We start from the raw sequence: 14712 nt of genomic DNA, 5'->3' as shown, positions 1-14712 counted from the left end.
CGTGATCGGCTTCACGGCCGGCGCCGGCGCCGGCGCCGTGCTTGCGATCGCGGTCACCGGCGCCACGTCGTTCATCCTCGTCGGCGCGGTGGCCGGCGGGCTTGCCGCCGCGCTTCTCGTCCTTGTTCTGGCGTGGGATCGGGGCATGAGGCCGATCGATCTGGTTCTGATCGGGATCGGGATCAGCCTGACCCTTTCGGTCGTTTCGGACTTGCTGATGAGCCGCATCGCGACCGAAGCGGCCGCCGACCTGGCCAGATGGCTGATGGGCTCCTTCAACACGCGCAACTGGACCGATGTCGCCAGCGTCTGGCTCGGCCTGCTGGTGCTGGCACCTGTCGCGCTATGGCAGCAGTTCGGCCTCGGTCGGCTGACGATGCAGGACGATGTGGCGATCGGCCTGGGCGTGCGCCTCGACCTGGCCCGGCTGACCGCGATCGCCACGGCGGTCGGCCTTGTCGCCGCGGCCATTGCCGCGGCGGGGCCGCTGCCGTTCGTCGCCTTCGTCGCCGGCCCCATCGCCCACGGCCTCAGCGGCGCCAGCCGGCCGACGCTGACCTCGGCGGCCCTTGTCGGCGCCGTCGTCGCCCTGTCCGCCGACCTTATCGGCCGCAACCTGCCCGGCGGCCCCGTGCTGCCCGCCGGGGTGTTCACCGCCATGATCGGCGCCCCCGTGCTGCTCTGGGTCCTGTTGTTCCAGGCCAGGAAGCAATCGCTATGACGCAACGCCTCGCATCGCAAAATCTGGCCGTTTCATTCGGCGCCAACAAGGTGCTGGACGGCGTCGATCTGAGCTTGCCGCCCGGCCGGATCACGGCGATCGTCGGGCCCAACGCCTCGGGCAAATCCACGCTTTTGCGCGCGCTGGCGCGGCTGCAACAGCCAGGCGCGGGCACGGTGACGCTGAACGGCACGTCGATCTTTCGCCAGCCGACCCGCGCGGTGGCGCGCCAGATCGCGATCCTGCCGCAGGCTGCACAAGGCCCGCCGGGGATGCGGGTCGGCGAACTGGTCGCCAGGGGCCGCACCCCGCACCAGACGCCGCTCAGGCAATGGTCGGCGGACGATGAGGCGATCGTCGACCGCGTTCTGGACCAGGTCGGCCTTTGCGGCCTCGCGGACAGGCTGGTGGACGAATTGTCCGGCGGCCAGCGGCAGCGGGCCTGGATCGCCATGGCGCTCGCCCAGGACACCGGCATCCTGCTGCTCGACGAGCCGACCACCTTCCTCGATCTGCCGCACCAGCTCGACATTCTGGCCCTGGTCCACACGCTGTCTCGCCAAAAGGGCCAAACGGTCGCGATGGTGCTGCACGACATCAATCTGGCGGCGCGGTTCTGCGACCGGATCGTCGCCATGCGCGATCGCGGCATCATCCGCCAGGGGACGCCGAACGAGGTCGTCACCGAGGGCAATATCGCGGCCATCTATGGCATGCGCAGCGTCGTCATCACCGATCCGACCCACGGCACACCGCACGTCATACCCAAATGAGCATGCCAACGGCATCAGCCAATCGGCGCGCGGTTCTCCTGCCAGACGCCTTGCAACTTGGCCTGATCCGGTTTAACGATCACCATTCCTGACTTTAATAGTCAACTTTTCGATGGCGCGAGCCGATCGCTTCGGCCGTCTCCGCAAATGACGGGATGGCGCGCGTCGAAATCGCTTGGCCGCCCAGAAGGCGGCATCTCGGTTTGCGGATGGTATTGGGGTCATGACAATGCCGGCGAGCACAATGGGTCTTTACGATCCGCGCGACGAGCGCAGTTCGTGCGGCGTCGGCTTCCTGACGCGCAAGGACAGCGCCCAGACGCATGAATTGATGCTGCTGGGCCACCAGGCCCTGTGCGCGGTTCCGCATCGCGGCGGGATGTCCTCGGAGGGCGTGGGCGACGGCGCCGGCATCAGCGTCGACCTTTCGCTGAAGCTCTTCTCCGGGATCGTCGGCAAGAAGCTGGAACGGGGCAGGTTCGGGGTCGGCAATTTCTTTCTCCCCGACGACGCGGACCAGCACGAGCGCGCGTTCGCCATCATCGAAGAGGCGCTCACGGCCCAGGGCATGACGGTGCTCGCCGCCCGCGACATGCCGGTCGACAACGACGCGATCCGGCCGGCGGCGATCCAATATCAGCTCCCGATCCGGCAATGGGTTTTTGCCGCGCCGAAGGGCGCCAAAGGCCATGCCTTCGACCGGCTGATCCACAAGGCGCTTTTGGCGATCGAGGCCCAAGCCTACACGGATAGGGCGTTGCAGGGCCTTTATCCGATCTCGCTTTCGGCACACACGCAGGTCTTCAAGGGCCGGCTGAACTCGAACGAGATCATCCCCTATTTCCGCGATCTTTCCGATCCGGACCATGCGGTGCACACGCTGTTCTTCCACACCCGCTTTTCAACCAACACGGACCCGCACCCGACCATGGCGCAGCCGTTCCGGCTGATGGCGCACAATGGCGAGTTGAACACCGACAAGAAGAACCGCCTGTCGGAAGCGGCCGTGGCGCGGGCACGCCACAACGCCATCATCAGTCCGAAGGGCCAGTCCGACAGTTGCCGCCTCGACCAGACCCTGCAATCGCGCCTTTACGACGACGATCTCGATCTCGTCACCGCCGTCGTTTCGATGATGCCCCCTGCCTGGGAGAATGACGAGACGCTGCCGGCCGATGTGCGCGACATGCTCGCCTATTTCTCGCTTTACGAGGAAAAGAACGACGGTCCGGCCGCGCTCGTCTTCGGCAATGGCCGCATCGTCGGCGCCCGCCTCGACCGGCTCGGCCTGCGCCCGCTGCGCTCGATCGAGACCGACGATTACATCGCCGTCATGTCGGAGGCCGGGCAGATCGCCTTTGCGCCCGAGACCGTCATCAGTCGCGGCCGCATCGAGGCCGGCGGCATGCTCTATTACGATCACGGCGCCAAGCGGGTGTTCAACACGGAACGGACGCTGGAAATGCTGGCCGAGGCGAAGGATTATTCGGCCCTTCTTGCAAGAGGTCAGCTTCATGTCGACGATCTTCCAGAATCGATGATCGATCCGAAGATCGCCACCAAGCGCTATGACGGCGATCTGAACACGCCCGCCCGCCACGTCGCCTATTCGCACAATCAGGAGAGCTTCCGCTTCCTGATGGACCCGATGCTGGCGACCGGCGCCGAGAAGGTCTCGGCAATGGGCTATGGCAACGCGATCAACGCACTGTCGGACAATGAAGGCGGGGTCGCCAAATATTTCTCGCAACGCTTCGCCCAGGTAACCAACCCACCGCTCGATTCCATCCGCGAGGCGGACGGCATGACGTTGCGCGTTGCGCTCGGCGCCAAGCCGCACGCGGGCTCGGCCGCCCATCAAGGCCACAAGCAGATCGTCTTGTCGTCGCCCGTTCTGACCATGTCGGACATGTTGAAGATACGGTCCCAGCATGTCAGCCCGGTCGCCAAGTTCGACCTGCTCTATAAGCCCGCCATGAACGACAGCGCCGCCAATGAGCGGGCGCTTATCGACGGGATCGACGGGCTGTGCGACCAGGTCGAGGCTTTCGTGCGTGTCGATGGCGGTATCGCCATTTTGAGCGACCGGCACGTTTCGCGCGACCGCGCGGCCCTGCCGTTGACCATCGCCGTTTCAGCCGTCAACCAAAGGCTGATCGAAGAGGGTTTGCGGCTTCGCGCCTCGATCATCGTCGAAAGCGGCCAGATCGCATCGGCCCACCACATCGCTTGCGCATTGGGCTTTGGCGCCGCTGCGGTCTATCCGCTCGGGGTGCGATTGCGGGCCGAGGACACATTCCCCGACGATCCGAGGCGAGCCTACAAGCGCTTCATCAAAGCGGCCGAGAAATCGCTGATGAAGACGATGGGGAAGGTCGGTCTTTGCACGGTTGAAAGTTATTCGGGCGGAGAATTCTTCGAGCCGAACTTCCTCGACACGGACGATCCGGTCTTCAAGCGCTATTTCCCGAATATGAAAAGCCCGGTCGGGGGCGTCGGTTTTTCCGTCATCGCCCAATCGGTCGCCGATTGGCATGCGCGGGCGCTGACGGTCGAAGATGAGTCCAACATACCCATCCTCGGCCTGTTCAAGGAGCGCAGCGAAGGCGCCGGCCATTCCTATGGCGCGGCCGCCGTGCGCGGCTTTGTCGATCTGACCGAGGAAAAGATCGCCTTTGCGACCGAAGGCGAGGACGAAACCGCCGAGACGGCCGACACGATGCGGCTTTTGACGCTCGGCAAGATGCGCGACGCGTTCGACATCGACGAAGCCGGCTACGTCCACACCAGCTTCGACAGGCTGGCGCCCGATGCCATCGACCGTTTTTCCATGACGCCGGGCTACAAGCGCTTTTCGCGCAACATGGCCGAAGAGCGCGCCAAGCGACCCGCCGCATTGCGCGACGTTCTGGCGTTCCCCGCCGACATCACCTTCCTGCGCGACCATGTCGACATTCGTCGCGAGATGATGCTGTTCAATCGCGCCGGCAACAATGATTTCGTCATTCGCGGACTGCGCTGTGAGAAGATTGACGATGGCCGCTATGCGCTCCGCCTGACCGGGCCGCTCGCCGGCGATCTCAGCCGCCTCGATGCGTTGGCGCAATCGCTGGTCGACCGGTTCCGCGCCGCCATAACCGGACACTGGATCGAGGGCGGCGCCCTGCACATGATGGTGCATGGCGCCGCCCTCGATTATGTGAGCCGCCTGAGCGAGGCGCCGCCGGCGGTTCCCGTTGACGCGGTGCAGCCCGCCCATGAGATCACACCATGCCTGACCTCCGGCGCCATGAGCCATGGCGCCTTGGTGGCGACCGCTCACGAAGCGGTGGCGCACGGCACCAACATGGTCGGAGGCATGTCCAACTCGGGCGAGGGCGGAGAGCATATTTCGCGCTATGGCACGATCCGCGCGTCCCGCATCAAGCAGTTCGCCTCCGGCCGCTTTGGCGTCTGGGCAGGCTATCTGGCGGACCCGGCGCTCGAAGAGGTCGAGATCAAGATCGGCCAGGGCGCCAAGCCGGGCGAAGGCGGCCAGTTGCCCGCGCCCAAGGTGACCGTCGAAATCGCCGCGGCCCGTGGCGGCACGCCCGGCGTCGAACTTGTCAGCCCCCCGCCCCATCACGATACCTATTCGATCGAGGATCTGGCCCAACTGATCCACGACTGCAAGGCGGCGCGCGTGCGGGTGATCGTCAAGCTCGTCAGCTCTGAAGGCATCGGGACGATCGCCGTCGGGGTCGCCAAGGCCGGGGCGGATGTCATCAACGTCGCCGGCAACACGGGCGGCACGGGCGCGGCGGCCGTCACGTCGCTCAAATATACCGGCCGCGCGGCCGAAATCGGCATTGCCGAGGTGCACCAGGCGCTGTGCGCCAACGGCATAAGGCAAAAGGTCGTGCTGCGCTGCTCGGGCGCCCACCAGACAGGGTCGGACGTCGTCAAGTCCGCGCTTCTGGGCGGCGACAGCTTCGAGTTCGGCACCACCGCGCTGATGATGCTCAAATGCGTGATGGCCAAGAACTGCAACGTCAAATGTCCCGCCGGACTGACCACCAATCCGGAAGTCTTCGACGGCGATCCCCGGGCGCTGGCGCAATATCTTCTCAACATCGCGCACGAGGTGCGCGAAATCCTCGCCCAGCTCGGTTTTTGTTCATTGCGCGAAGCCCGCGGCCGGTCCGACCTGCTGCATCTGCTCGATCACCCCTCCTCGGTCGGCAAACTGAACCTGCGCGCCATGCTTGCGCGGGTCGACGAGATCAAGGTCGAAGACCCGATCTACCTTGAGAAGGACTATGCCGTCGACGACATGATGCTCGATCTCGTCCGCTCGGCACTGATCGACGGGGGCAAGCAGGACGTCAGGATCGGCGGCAACACGATGCAACTGACCAATCGCAACAAGAGCGTCGGCGGACAGTTGGCGGTCGATATCGAGCGCATGCTCAACCACGAACTGCCCGATGCGCGCATTCCGGCGGCGATGCACGACAGTCGCGGCCGGCGCTATCTGCGGCCGCGCGCGGTGAACGTCGCCACCCATGGTTCGGCCGGACAGTCCTATGGTGCATTCTGCAATGACGGCATGGTCATGGAGCACACCGGCACCTGCAATGACGGGGTCGGCAAGGGCGCCTGCGGCGGCGAGATCATCGTCCATGCGCCGAAGTCCGGTCGCAATGCAAGCGGCGACAATGTGCTGATCGGCAATTTCGCCCTGTTTGGCGCAACCGGCGGACGCGCCTTCATCGAGGGCCAGGCGGGCGACCGGTTCGCCGTGCGCAATTCCGGCGCCACCGCCGTCGTCGAGGGCGTCGGCGATTTCTGCGCCGAATACATGACCAATGGCGCCGTCCTGAACCTTGGCGGCTTCGCCAAGGGCTTCGGCAACGGCATGTCGGGCGGTTTTGCCTATCAGTATGATCCGCAAGAGCAAGTATCGCAGTTCATCAGCCGGGATTCGGTGCTGACGGGTTCGATCTCCGGCGATGAGCCGGAGGCTGAAATCCACGCGAGCGCCGTCCATACGCTTCTGAACTGGCATTATGAGGCGACCGGCTCCAAGCGCGCCGAGGCGATCCTCGGGGACTGGGACGATGAACGCGGCAATTTTGTCTTCATCATGCCCAAGGCGCTGCTGCAATATCAGGACGCCGACGCAATTCTCGCCGCCAAGCCGCGCAAGGCGCTGATCGAGGAACTGGCGACGGGTCTGGCCGCGTTGCAGGTCAGCAAGCTCAAGCGGCACTGGCGCTCCGGCCAGCCGGTGCTCGGCGGCCGCGTGCCCGACTATGGCGATGTCGACACCGACGACATGTTCCGCCTGCTCAACAGTTGGATGGTGCTCGATACAGCGCAGACGATCGCGATGAAGCGACTGCCGGCCGGGACGGAACGGTCATCGCCCGAGGCCGACAAAGCGGTTCGCAATCTCATTGTGACCGAGGATTTCGCGTTGATGAACGCGCTTCTGCGCCACGCGCGCGAGGCCGTCGGCGACTATAGCGACCAGGAACTGGCGGTCATGGTCTCCGACAAACGCCTGACCGACTTCAAACAGGCGCTCAGCCTGCGCAACATCCTGTCGATGGACAGCCCCGGCACCTATGGGTGGATCCTGCACCAGGATCGCAAGAACGCAGATGCGATCGGCACGATCCCCAACTTCGAAGAGTTGTTCGCCGGCCGGTCGCTGCCCGAACGCACGGCGGCCTGAGACAGTCTGAACCCGCATGAAAGTTCCCTACATCCCCGACTCGGCACCTTTCAACGATGACCAGCGCGCCTGGCTCGCCGGCTTTCTGGCCGGGCTGCATTCGCGCGCGGCGATGGCCGTGCAACAAACCCCGGCAGTGGCCGAACAGACCCGGACCGTCGCGCTCGATATCCTCTACGGCACCCAGACCGGCAATGCGGAAACCGTTGCACAGGACGCGGCCGCCGCCGCGCGCGCGAAAGGCTTTGCGCCCCGTGTCGCCGGCATGGGTGACGTGCCAATGGAGCAGTTGGCGCAGATGGAACAGGCCATCTTCGTCATTTCCACCTATGGCGAAGGCGAAATGCCGGACAATGCGCAGCTTTTCTGGGATGCGCTTTCAGCAAGCACCGCGCCAAGGCTTGAAAAACTCCATTACGGTGTCCTCGCGCTCGGCGACACGAGCTATGACGAGTTCTGCCATGCCGGCAAGCTGATCGATATCCGCCTGGAACAATTGGGCGCCAAGCGGATCAGTGCGCGGATCGACTGCGATATCGACTTCGAGGACCCGGCGGCCGAGTGGGTCAGCGCCACGCTGCCATTGATCGCCGATGTGGCGCCGACAAACGGTTCGTCCGCTCCAATGAAGAGCGGCACGGAGGTTGCCCCGGTTCCTCGAAAACCGAAATGGAACCGCAAGAACCCCTACCCCGCACCGACCGTCGAAAACCGTCTGCTTTCGGGGTCCGGGTCAGCCAAGGAAATCCGCCATTTCGCCTTTGATCTGAGCGACAGCGGGTTGACCTACGAGGCGGGCGACGCACTGTGCGTCGTTCCGCGCAACGATGACAAGCTGGTCAGGGCCATCATCGGGCGTCTGGGTGCCAAGGCTGAAACCGCGATCGACGGATTCGACGCTCCACTCGCCGAGCTTCTGCGCCACCGCTTCGAGATCGCCACGCCGTCAAAAGAGCTGATCGCAACGATCGCCGAGCGCAGCGGCAACGACGAACTGTCCTCGATCGTCACCAATGGCGACAAGGAGGCGCTCGATGCGTTCCTGTGGGGCCGCGACACGCTCGACTTGCTCGATCTGGGTGACGGGCCAGCCCTGACGGTCGAAGAGTTTCTGGATCTGTCAAAGCCGCTACAGCACCGGGCCTATTCGATCTCGTCAAGCCCGAAGGCCCATGGCGCGGAAGTCCATTTGACGGTTGCCGTCGTGCGCTGGGATTTCGAGAATCGGGAACATCGCGGGGTCTGCTCGACCTTTCTGTCCGACACTGTCGATCCGGGCGATGAGGTGCCTGTTTTCGTTTCGCCCAATCGTGCGTTCCGCGTTCCCGAAGACGACGACGCACCGATGATCATGGTCGGTCCCGGCACCGGCATTGCGCCCTTTCGGGCATTTTTGGAAGAACGGCGCGAGCGCGGCGCCAAGGGACGCAACTGGCTGTTCTTCGGCGATCAGCATCGCGCCAACGACTTCATCTACGAGGACGAAATCAGTGCCATGAGCGCGGATGGGCTTCTGAACCGGCTCGATCTCGCCTTCTCGCGTGACCAGAGCGAGAAAATCTATGTCCAGTCCCGCATGAAGGAGAACGGCAAGGCGCTGTTCTGCTGGCTGGAGGAAGGCGGCCACTTCTATGTCTGCGGCGATGCCACGCGCATGGCGCGCGACGTCGATGCGGCGCTTGGCGAATTGATCGCCGAGCATGGCGGCCTGTCGGATGACGACGCGGCCGCTTACGTCGCCAGGCTCAAGCGCGAAAAACGATATCTGCGCGATGTGTACTGATCTTTAAGAGCACGGAAACCGATCCATGACCAATGGTGGCGGATACTCGAAACTGTGGAAATGCTGCTGCGCTTCCACCGGGCCCTGCTCTGGGCAGTTCCATACCATTCAGAACCTGAAGATGAAACTCGGAGAACGCTGTCGCCTGTTGAAGGGCGGACTTGAACCGCTCAACATGATGGCACCCGAGTTCTTTGACCCTGTCGCGACGACCATCGGCCCCAACAGCCTGATCACCGACCGTGGCCGCTATGCGCCATTGCAGTTTGGCAATATGCGTTTCCGTTGCAACAGCCACCGGATCGCCGTCCGTACCAGTCGCGCCGATCCGGCCTATGAAGAAAAGTGCCTGGTGGCCATCGCCGAATTCGACACCGGCCGGAGGTGGTCTGCCGGGCTGCATGTCTTCAATGACCATGGCCGGATCGTCCATCGCATCGACCTGCCGCACGCCGATGACGAGCTTGTCCTGGCAGCCGCCGGCGGAACGGCACAAACGTGGCACGGCGCGCTGGCGTTCCTTGAACAGGACAATGCCGAGCCGGAAAGCAACGTCATTTCGCTGGCGCCCTACATCGCCGCGCGCGATAAATGGGATCGATTCTCGCTCGAAGACCATCTCGATGACATTATCGTCGACGGCGGGCGCTCGCGGCTGAAGCGCTTGCGAAGGCTGGGGCTGGAGAACGCCTGGCCGGTGAGCCGAGCGGTCCTGCCATCGATGTTTGGCCACCTGGAACATCAGCGCGTCGACTTCACCCGCATCGTGCCACAACCAACGCTGTTGCAGGCCAATCGCGGACCGCTCGACGGTGTTCGGCTGCGCCAGAATCTCGCGCTCCTCTATTGCGAGGACTCGATCATGGCGCTCGATTTGTCATCGGTCGCCGAATGCTGGATCGTCGCCTACGGCTCGGACGGGCACCGGCTTCCGGCCCTGGAGCTTTATGATGGGAACGACATGTGCCAGGCGCTGTTTCTTGTCGACCGTTCAGCGCCGGTCGCATCGCTGGCGTCGTGGGGTGATTTGCTCGGCTCGCTGCCGCGGCGGTAGCGGTCCGTTAATCTGAACCGCTTGGGATCGGCCGGGCTCAGATGCTTGCTTGACGGGTCGGCAGCTGGAAGCTCGACGTCGGTTCGCTCCGTGCCAATGCGATGCGATGTGCCTTGGGGCGTCTGTTTGATCCCGAGTTTTGATGGTGCGGTCTTTTCCCATCGATGGAAGGAAGCACTATGGGATCAATCAGAAGACGCTCGCCAAATGGAAGAAGCGGGCGTCTGTTGCCGACCTTGCGACAGGCCCAAAGAGCCGTGCGCGATGGTTCTCTCTGCGGATCAGGCGGCGATCATTGCCGCATTCCGCAGACACACGCTGCTTCCCGGCAGACGCCGCCAGCCACAAGGCCCTGCAACGCCGGAGCCCCGCCCTGTGGGACGGGATGAACCGGACCCGTGTCCATGTCGCTTCCAACCTCTTTCATCATGCCGGCCACGGCCATATGCCACGGCCCACCTTTGAAGTCGTTGGATTCCCGGTCGCTCAGAAGTCTTCCGGCAGCAGGGCGTCAGGCACGTTCTGGTAACAAACGGGCCGCAGGAAACGGCGGATCGACAGCGTGCCCACCGAGGTCGCTCCAAAATTCGTCGAGGCCGGATAGGGGCCGCCATGGACCATCGCGTCGCATACTTCGACACCGGTGGGGAAGCCGTTGACCAGAACCCGGCCCGCCTTGCGTTCCAGCAGCGGCATCAGAATTTGCGCCTGTTCGGTATCGCCCGCATCCATATGCAGGGTGCAGGTCAGCTGACCCTGGATGCGCTGCGCGATCTGCGCCATCTGGCCCGCATTCTCGGCCACCACGACGATGCCCAGCGGGCCAAAGACCTCTTCCTGCATCTCGTGCTTGGCCAGCCAGTCGGCGGCCGACATGGTGAACAGATAGGGCTTTGCGGCGCGGCCTTCGCAGGCAGCGCCCAGCAATTCGGTCGCGCCGCCCTGAACGCGGGCCACGCCATCGCGATAGGCATCGGCGATGCCGTCGGTCAGCATGGTCTGCGCGCCCGCCTCGGTCAGGGCCGCCCGCGCGGCCTCGATGAAGGCTTCCATTCCCGGCTGCACGACGGCAATGCCGGGATTGGTGCAGAACTGGCCCGCGCCCATCGTCAGCGATCCGGCCCAGCCCGCGCCGATCTCGGCGCCGCGCGCGGCGGCAGCCTGCGGCAGCAGGAACATCGGATTCACCGAACCCAGCTCACCGAAGAACGGAATAGGGTCGCAACGCGCCGCACACAGGTCGAACAGCGCGCGCCCCCCGGCAAGCGAGCCGGTGAAGCCGACCGCGCCGATCAGCGGGTGCTGAACCAGCGCCGTGCCCACATCGCGCTTACCGCCCTGGATCAAGGAAAACACACCCGGATGGACGCCGCATTCGCCGATCGCGGCATGGATGGCCTGCGCCACGATCTCGCCTGTTCCGGGATGGGCCGAATGGCCCTTGACCACGACTGGACACCCCGCGGCCAGCGCCGCCGCCGTGTCGCCGCCCGCGGTGGAGAAGGCCAGCGGAAAATTCGACGCGCCGAACACGGCCACAGGGCCGATCGGACGCTGCACCATTTTCAGGTCCGGGCGCGGCAACGGCGTACGATCGGGCAGGGCTTCGTCGTGTCGACGGTCAAGATAGTCGCCCTTGAGGATATGTTCGGCGAAAAGCCGCAATTGTCCCACGGTGCGCCCGCGCTCGCCCTGAAGGCGCGCCTCGGGCAAGCCGGTTTCTTGTGTGCCAATGGCGGTAATCGCATCGCCGCGCGCGTCAATTTCATCCGCGATCGTGTTCAGGAACGCCGCGCGGCTTTCCCGCGAGGACCAGCCGAAGCCGGCAAAGGCGTCCTCGGCCGCCGCGACCGCCGCGTCCACATGCGCAGGCGTGCCGACGGAAAACTGCCGCGCGGGCCCTTGGGCCGGGGCACTGGAAAATGTGGCGTCGCCGCCGACCCACTCTCCAGCAACCAGGTGCTGGCCCGTTAACTTCAGATCATTCATCTATGTCGCTTCCTGTTCCGCGCGATGGGTCTTGGCCATCCGCGCCAATAGATCAAAGGCTTGCCGGGTCGCGCCGGCATGAGCGATGCCCTGGCCCGCAATGTCGAAGGCGGTGCCATGGGCGGGCGTGGCCACCGGGATCGGCAACCCGCCCGCCACGGTCACGCCACGCTCGAAGCCCATCAGCTTGATCGCGATCTGGCCCTGATCGTGATACATGGTGACCACCGCATCCACCTCGCCGCGCTTGGCCTTGAGAAACACCGTGTCGGACGGCCAGGGTCCGGTCACATGCATCTGGCGCTCCTGACAGGCTTTCACGGCGGGCTCGATCACATCGATCTCCTCTCTCCCGAACTTGCCGTTGTCGCCCGCATGGGGGTTGAGCGCCGCCACCGCCACACGGGGCCGCGCCTTGCCCGCGCGCGCAAGCGTCGCGTGCGCCAGCTCGATCGCGCGGGTGATCCCCGGCCCGTCAATATGGTCGGCCACCTCGCGCAGGCCGATATGGCTGGTGACGCGCGTGGTCATCAGTTCGTCCAGCACGTTGATCTCGGAGTGATAGCCGGTAAAGCCCAGGTAGCGCGCCATGTACCGGTGCTCATCCTCTGCGTTCAGTCCCGCCGACGTCATTGCGGCTTTGTTGAACGGCCCAAAAAGCACCCCGTCCACATGGCCCGCCACCGCAAGATCCAGCGCCTTTTCGAGACACCGCAAAGAGGTCGTGCCGCCGGCCACTGTCTCCTGGGCTACCCTGACGTCGGCGGGATCGATGGTCTCCATATCAAGATGCGCCGGACCGGCAAAGCCCGGCACGGCCTCTTCGGCGATGGTGTTCAAAACCATATCGCAGCCGGCTTGTTCCGCGCCGCGGCGCCACAGATGCGCATCGCCCACAAGCAGGATATCCGCGGTCTCGCGGACACCTTCCTCCGCCAGCAGCTTGGCGATCAACTCCGGACCTATTCCGGACGGGTCTCCGGGCACAATCGCGAGCCTGGGTTTCATCGCTCATCCTCTCTTTGGGTGCCGGCCTCTGCCATGGCGGCGGCAATGTTGGTCTCGGCAGTCCGCAAATGCTGCTTGAGGCTGCTCCGGGCGGCGGTCGCATCGCGCGCCTTCAACGCCTCGACGATCTCCAGATGTTCGCGGCGTGTTGCGTCCCGGCTGGCAATGCGTTGCGAGGACAAGAAGCGCACACGCCAAAGCCTGGCATTGTAGGTCGCGTGGGTCTCCACCAGAGCCCGGTTGCCGGAAGCCGCAACGATCGCTTCGTGAAAGGCCATGTCCCGGCGAAAGGCCTCAAGCTGACCCTCGGTGTCGCGGGCGTCGGTGATCGAGTTGTTCAACTGCTCGATCCGTGCCAGTTGCCTGTCACTTGCCACTTCGCATGCCAGTTCACCGGACAGCGCCTCCAGCGCTCCTTGCACGCGCAGCCAGTCATTGATCTCATCGAGCGAGGGGTCGGCGACCACCGGCCTGCGTGTTGGCCCGTAATCGATCAACCCCTCGCTTTCGAGAATGCGCAGGGCTTCCTTGAGCGGTGTTCGCGAAATGCCAAAAGCCTCCGCGAGATCGCGTTCGCGCACGGGCATGCCGGGAGCAAGCTTACCGAGAAGGATAAACTCGCGCAGATTGTCCGCTGCTTCGGCGGCCAGCGACTTACGCGGCTTGAGTTCGGCGAAATCGCGCAGTTCATTGGTCCAGGCAGCGGCGCTCATGTCACCTGCCCCACCGCAATACGAGTGGATCGAGAGGCTCCAGCAGATCAATCAGGCGCGAGCGGATCGCCGGATGCAGCGGCAGGATCGGGTGACGGCAGAATTCGGATTTGACGACACCGCCCTCGACCATGGCGGCCTTGCAGGACTGCCAGCCACATTGCCTGTTCTCGTGGTTGATCGCCATGGCCACACGCCCATAGGCGGCCGTTGCTTCCCCGATTTTTCCTGCGCGGTACAGTTCGATAACCGGCTTGATCCGATCGACGATCATGCCGCTGGTCATGGACCCCGTTGCGCCGGCATCGAGGTCGGCCAGAAGCGTGATCGCCTCTTCGCCATCAAAGGGCGCTTCGATGGCATCGCCCCCTTCGGCGATCAGTGCACGGATCTTGTTGGCCGCGCGCGGGCATTCGATCTTGAAAAGCTTCACAGCATCGATCTCGCGCGCCATCCGCGCCAGCAGCGGCACCGGCAGATCGACGCCGGAAAGCGGTGCGTCCTGGACCATGATCGGGATACCGACCTCGCCCACGGCGGCGAATTGCTCAAAGCTCTGCTCGGGCGTGCCCTTCAACAGCGCCCCATGATAGGGGGGCATCATCATCACGATGTCGGCGCCAAGATCCTTGGCGAAGCGCGCTCTTTCCACCGCGATCTGCGTGGCATAATGGCTTATGGTGACAATCACGGGCACCCGCCCGGCCACATGTTCGACGCTCAGCCGCGCGAGTTGCGCGCGCTCGGCGTCCGAGATCAGAAACTGTTCGGAGAAGTTGGCCAGCACGCAGATGCCGTCGGCGCCCTGATCGATCAGGCAGTCGAGAACGCGTTTCATGCCCTCAAGGTCAAGCGTTCCGTCGTCGTGAAAGGGCGTCGGTGCGACGGGCCATATGCCGGAATAGTTGCTCATTCGAGAATCTCGAAATGCTTGAGGTGCCTGTCCGAGACG

The 14712-nt window shown here is 64.3% G+C and carries 9 protein-coding genes and 1 pseudogene; 6 read left to right on the top strand and 4 right to left on the bottom strand.

What is annotated here, in order from left to right; translation table 11 throughout:
* From AC5E6L_RS08320 to AC5E6L_RS08295, 6 genes and pseudogenes are all read left to right on the top strand, one after another.
* Window positions 1–721, top strand: a 721-nt coding sequence (locus AC5E6L_RS08320; protein ID WP_491772563.1) for an iron chelate uptake ABC transporter family permease subunit, incomplete at its 5' end; no start/stop codon positions are given.
* On the top strand, window positions 718–1494 hold the full coding sequence (locus AC5E6L_RS08315; protein WP_491228975.1) for an ABC transporter ATP-binding protein: 777 nt from the start codon (window positions 718–720) through the stop codon (window positions 1492–1494). The genes AC5E6L_RS08320 and AC5E6L_RS08315, both read left to right, overlap by 4 nt.
* 223 nt (window positions 1495–1717) lie before the next feature.
* The gene (locus tag AC5E6L_RS08310) at window positions 1718–7213 is read left to right on the top strand and encodes a glutamate synthase-related protein (RefSeq protein WP_491772561.1); all 5496 of its coding nucleotides are present in this window, start codon (window positions 1718–1720) and stop codon (window positions 7211–7213) included.
* A gap of 16 nt (window positions 7214–7229) precedes the next feature.
* Window positions 7230–8996, top strand: coding sequence for a sulfite reductase subunit alpha (locus AC5E6L_RS08305; RefSeq protein ID WP_491772559.1), 1767 nt, complete (start codon window positions 7230–7232; stop codon window positions 8994–8996).
* A 25-nt stretch (window positions 8997–9021) separates the two neighbouring features.
* Window positions 9022–10050: a hypothetical protein gene (locus tag AC5E6L_RS08300; protein WP_491228999.1), complete on the top strand. Its 1029-nt coding sequence runs from the start codon at window positions 9022–9024 to the stop codon at window positions 10048–10050.
* A 172-nt stretch (window positions 10051–10222) separates the two neighbouring features.
* Window positions 10223–10377 (top strand): annotated as a pseudogene (locus tag AC5E6L_RS08295) (IS481 family transposase); the annotation flags it as partial.
* A 159-nt stretch (window positions 10378–10536) separates the two neighbouring features.
* Here AC5E6L_RS08295 and AC5E6L_RS08290 read toward each other — a convergent pair.
* Genes AC5E6L_RS08290 through AC5E6L_RS08275 form a run of 4 tightly spaced genes read right to left on the bottom strand, consistent with a single transcriptional unit; the run spans window position 10537 to window position 14673 of the window.
* Window positions 10537–12039, bottom strand: a complete 1503-nt coding sequence (locus AC5E6L_RS08290) for an aldehyde dehydrogenase (NADP(+)) (RefSeq protein WP_491772556.1) — start codon at window positions 12037–12039, stop codon at window positions 10537–10539.
* Window positions 12040–13047 (bottom strand): 4-hydroxythreonine-4-phosphate dehydrogenase PdxA, encoded by a 1008-nt coding sequence (locus tag AC5E6L_RS08285; protein ID WP_491229001.1) that lies wholly within the window; start codon window positions 13045–13047, stop codon window positions 12040–12042.
* The gene (locus AC5E6L_RS08280) at window positions 13044–13760 is read right to left on the bottom strand and encodes a GntR family transcriptional regulator (RefSeq protein WP_491772554.1); all 717 of its coding nucleotides are present in this window, start codon (window positions 13758–13760) and stop codon (window positions 13044–13046) included. The genes AC5E6L_RS08285 and AC5E6L_RS08280 overlap by 4 nt, the downstream gene beginning before the upstream one ends.
* A gap of 1 nt (window position 13761) precedes the next feature.
* Window positions 13762–14673 (bottom strand): dihydrodipicolinate synthase family protein, encoded by a 912-nt coding sequence (locus AC5E6L_RS08275; protein ID WP_491772552.1) that lies wholly within the window; start codon window positions 14671–14673, stop codon window positions 13762–13764.
* Between the last annotated feature and the right edge of the window lie 39 nt (window positions 14674–14712).

Source organism: Roseitalea sp. (assembly GCF_984466335.1).
The sequence above is the reverse complement of the archived record's forward strand: the minus strand, read 5'-3'. Positions and strand labels throughout refer to the sequence as shown.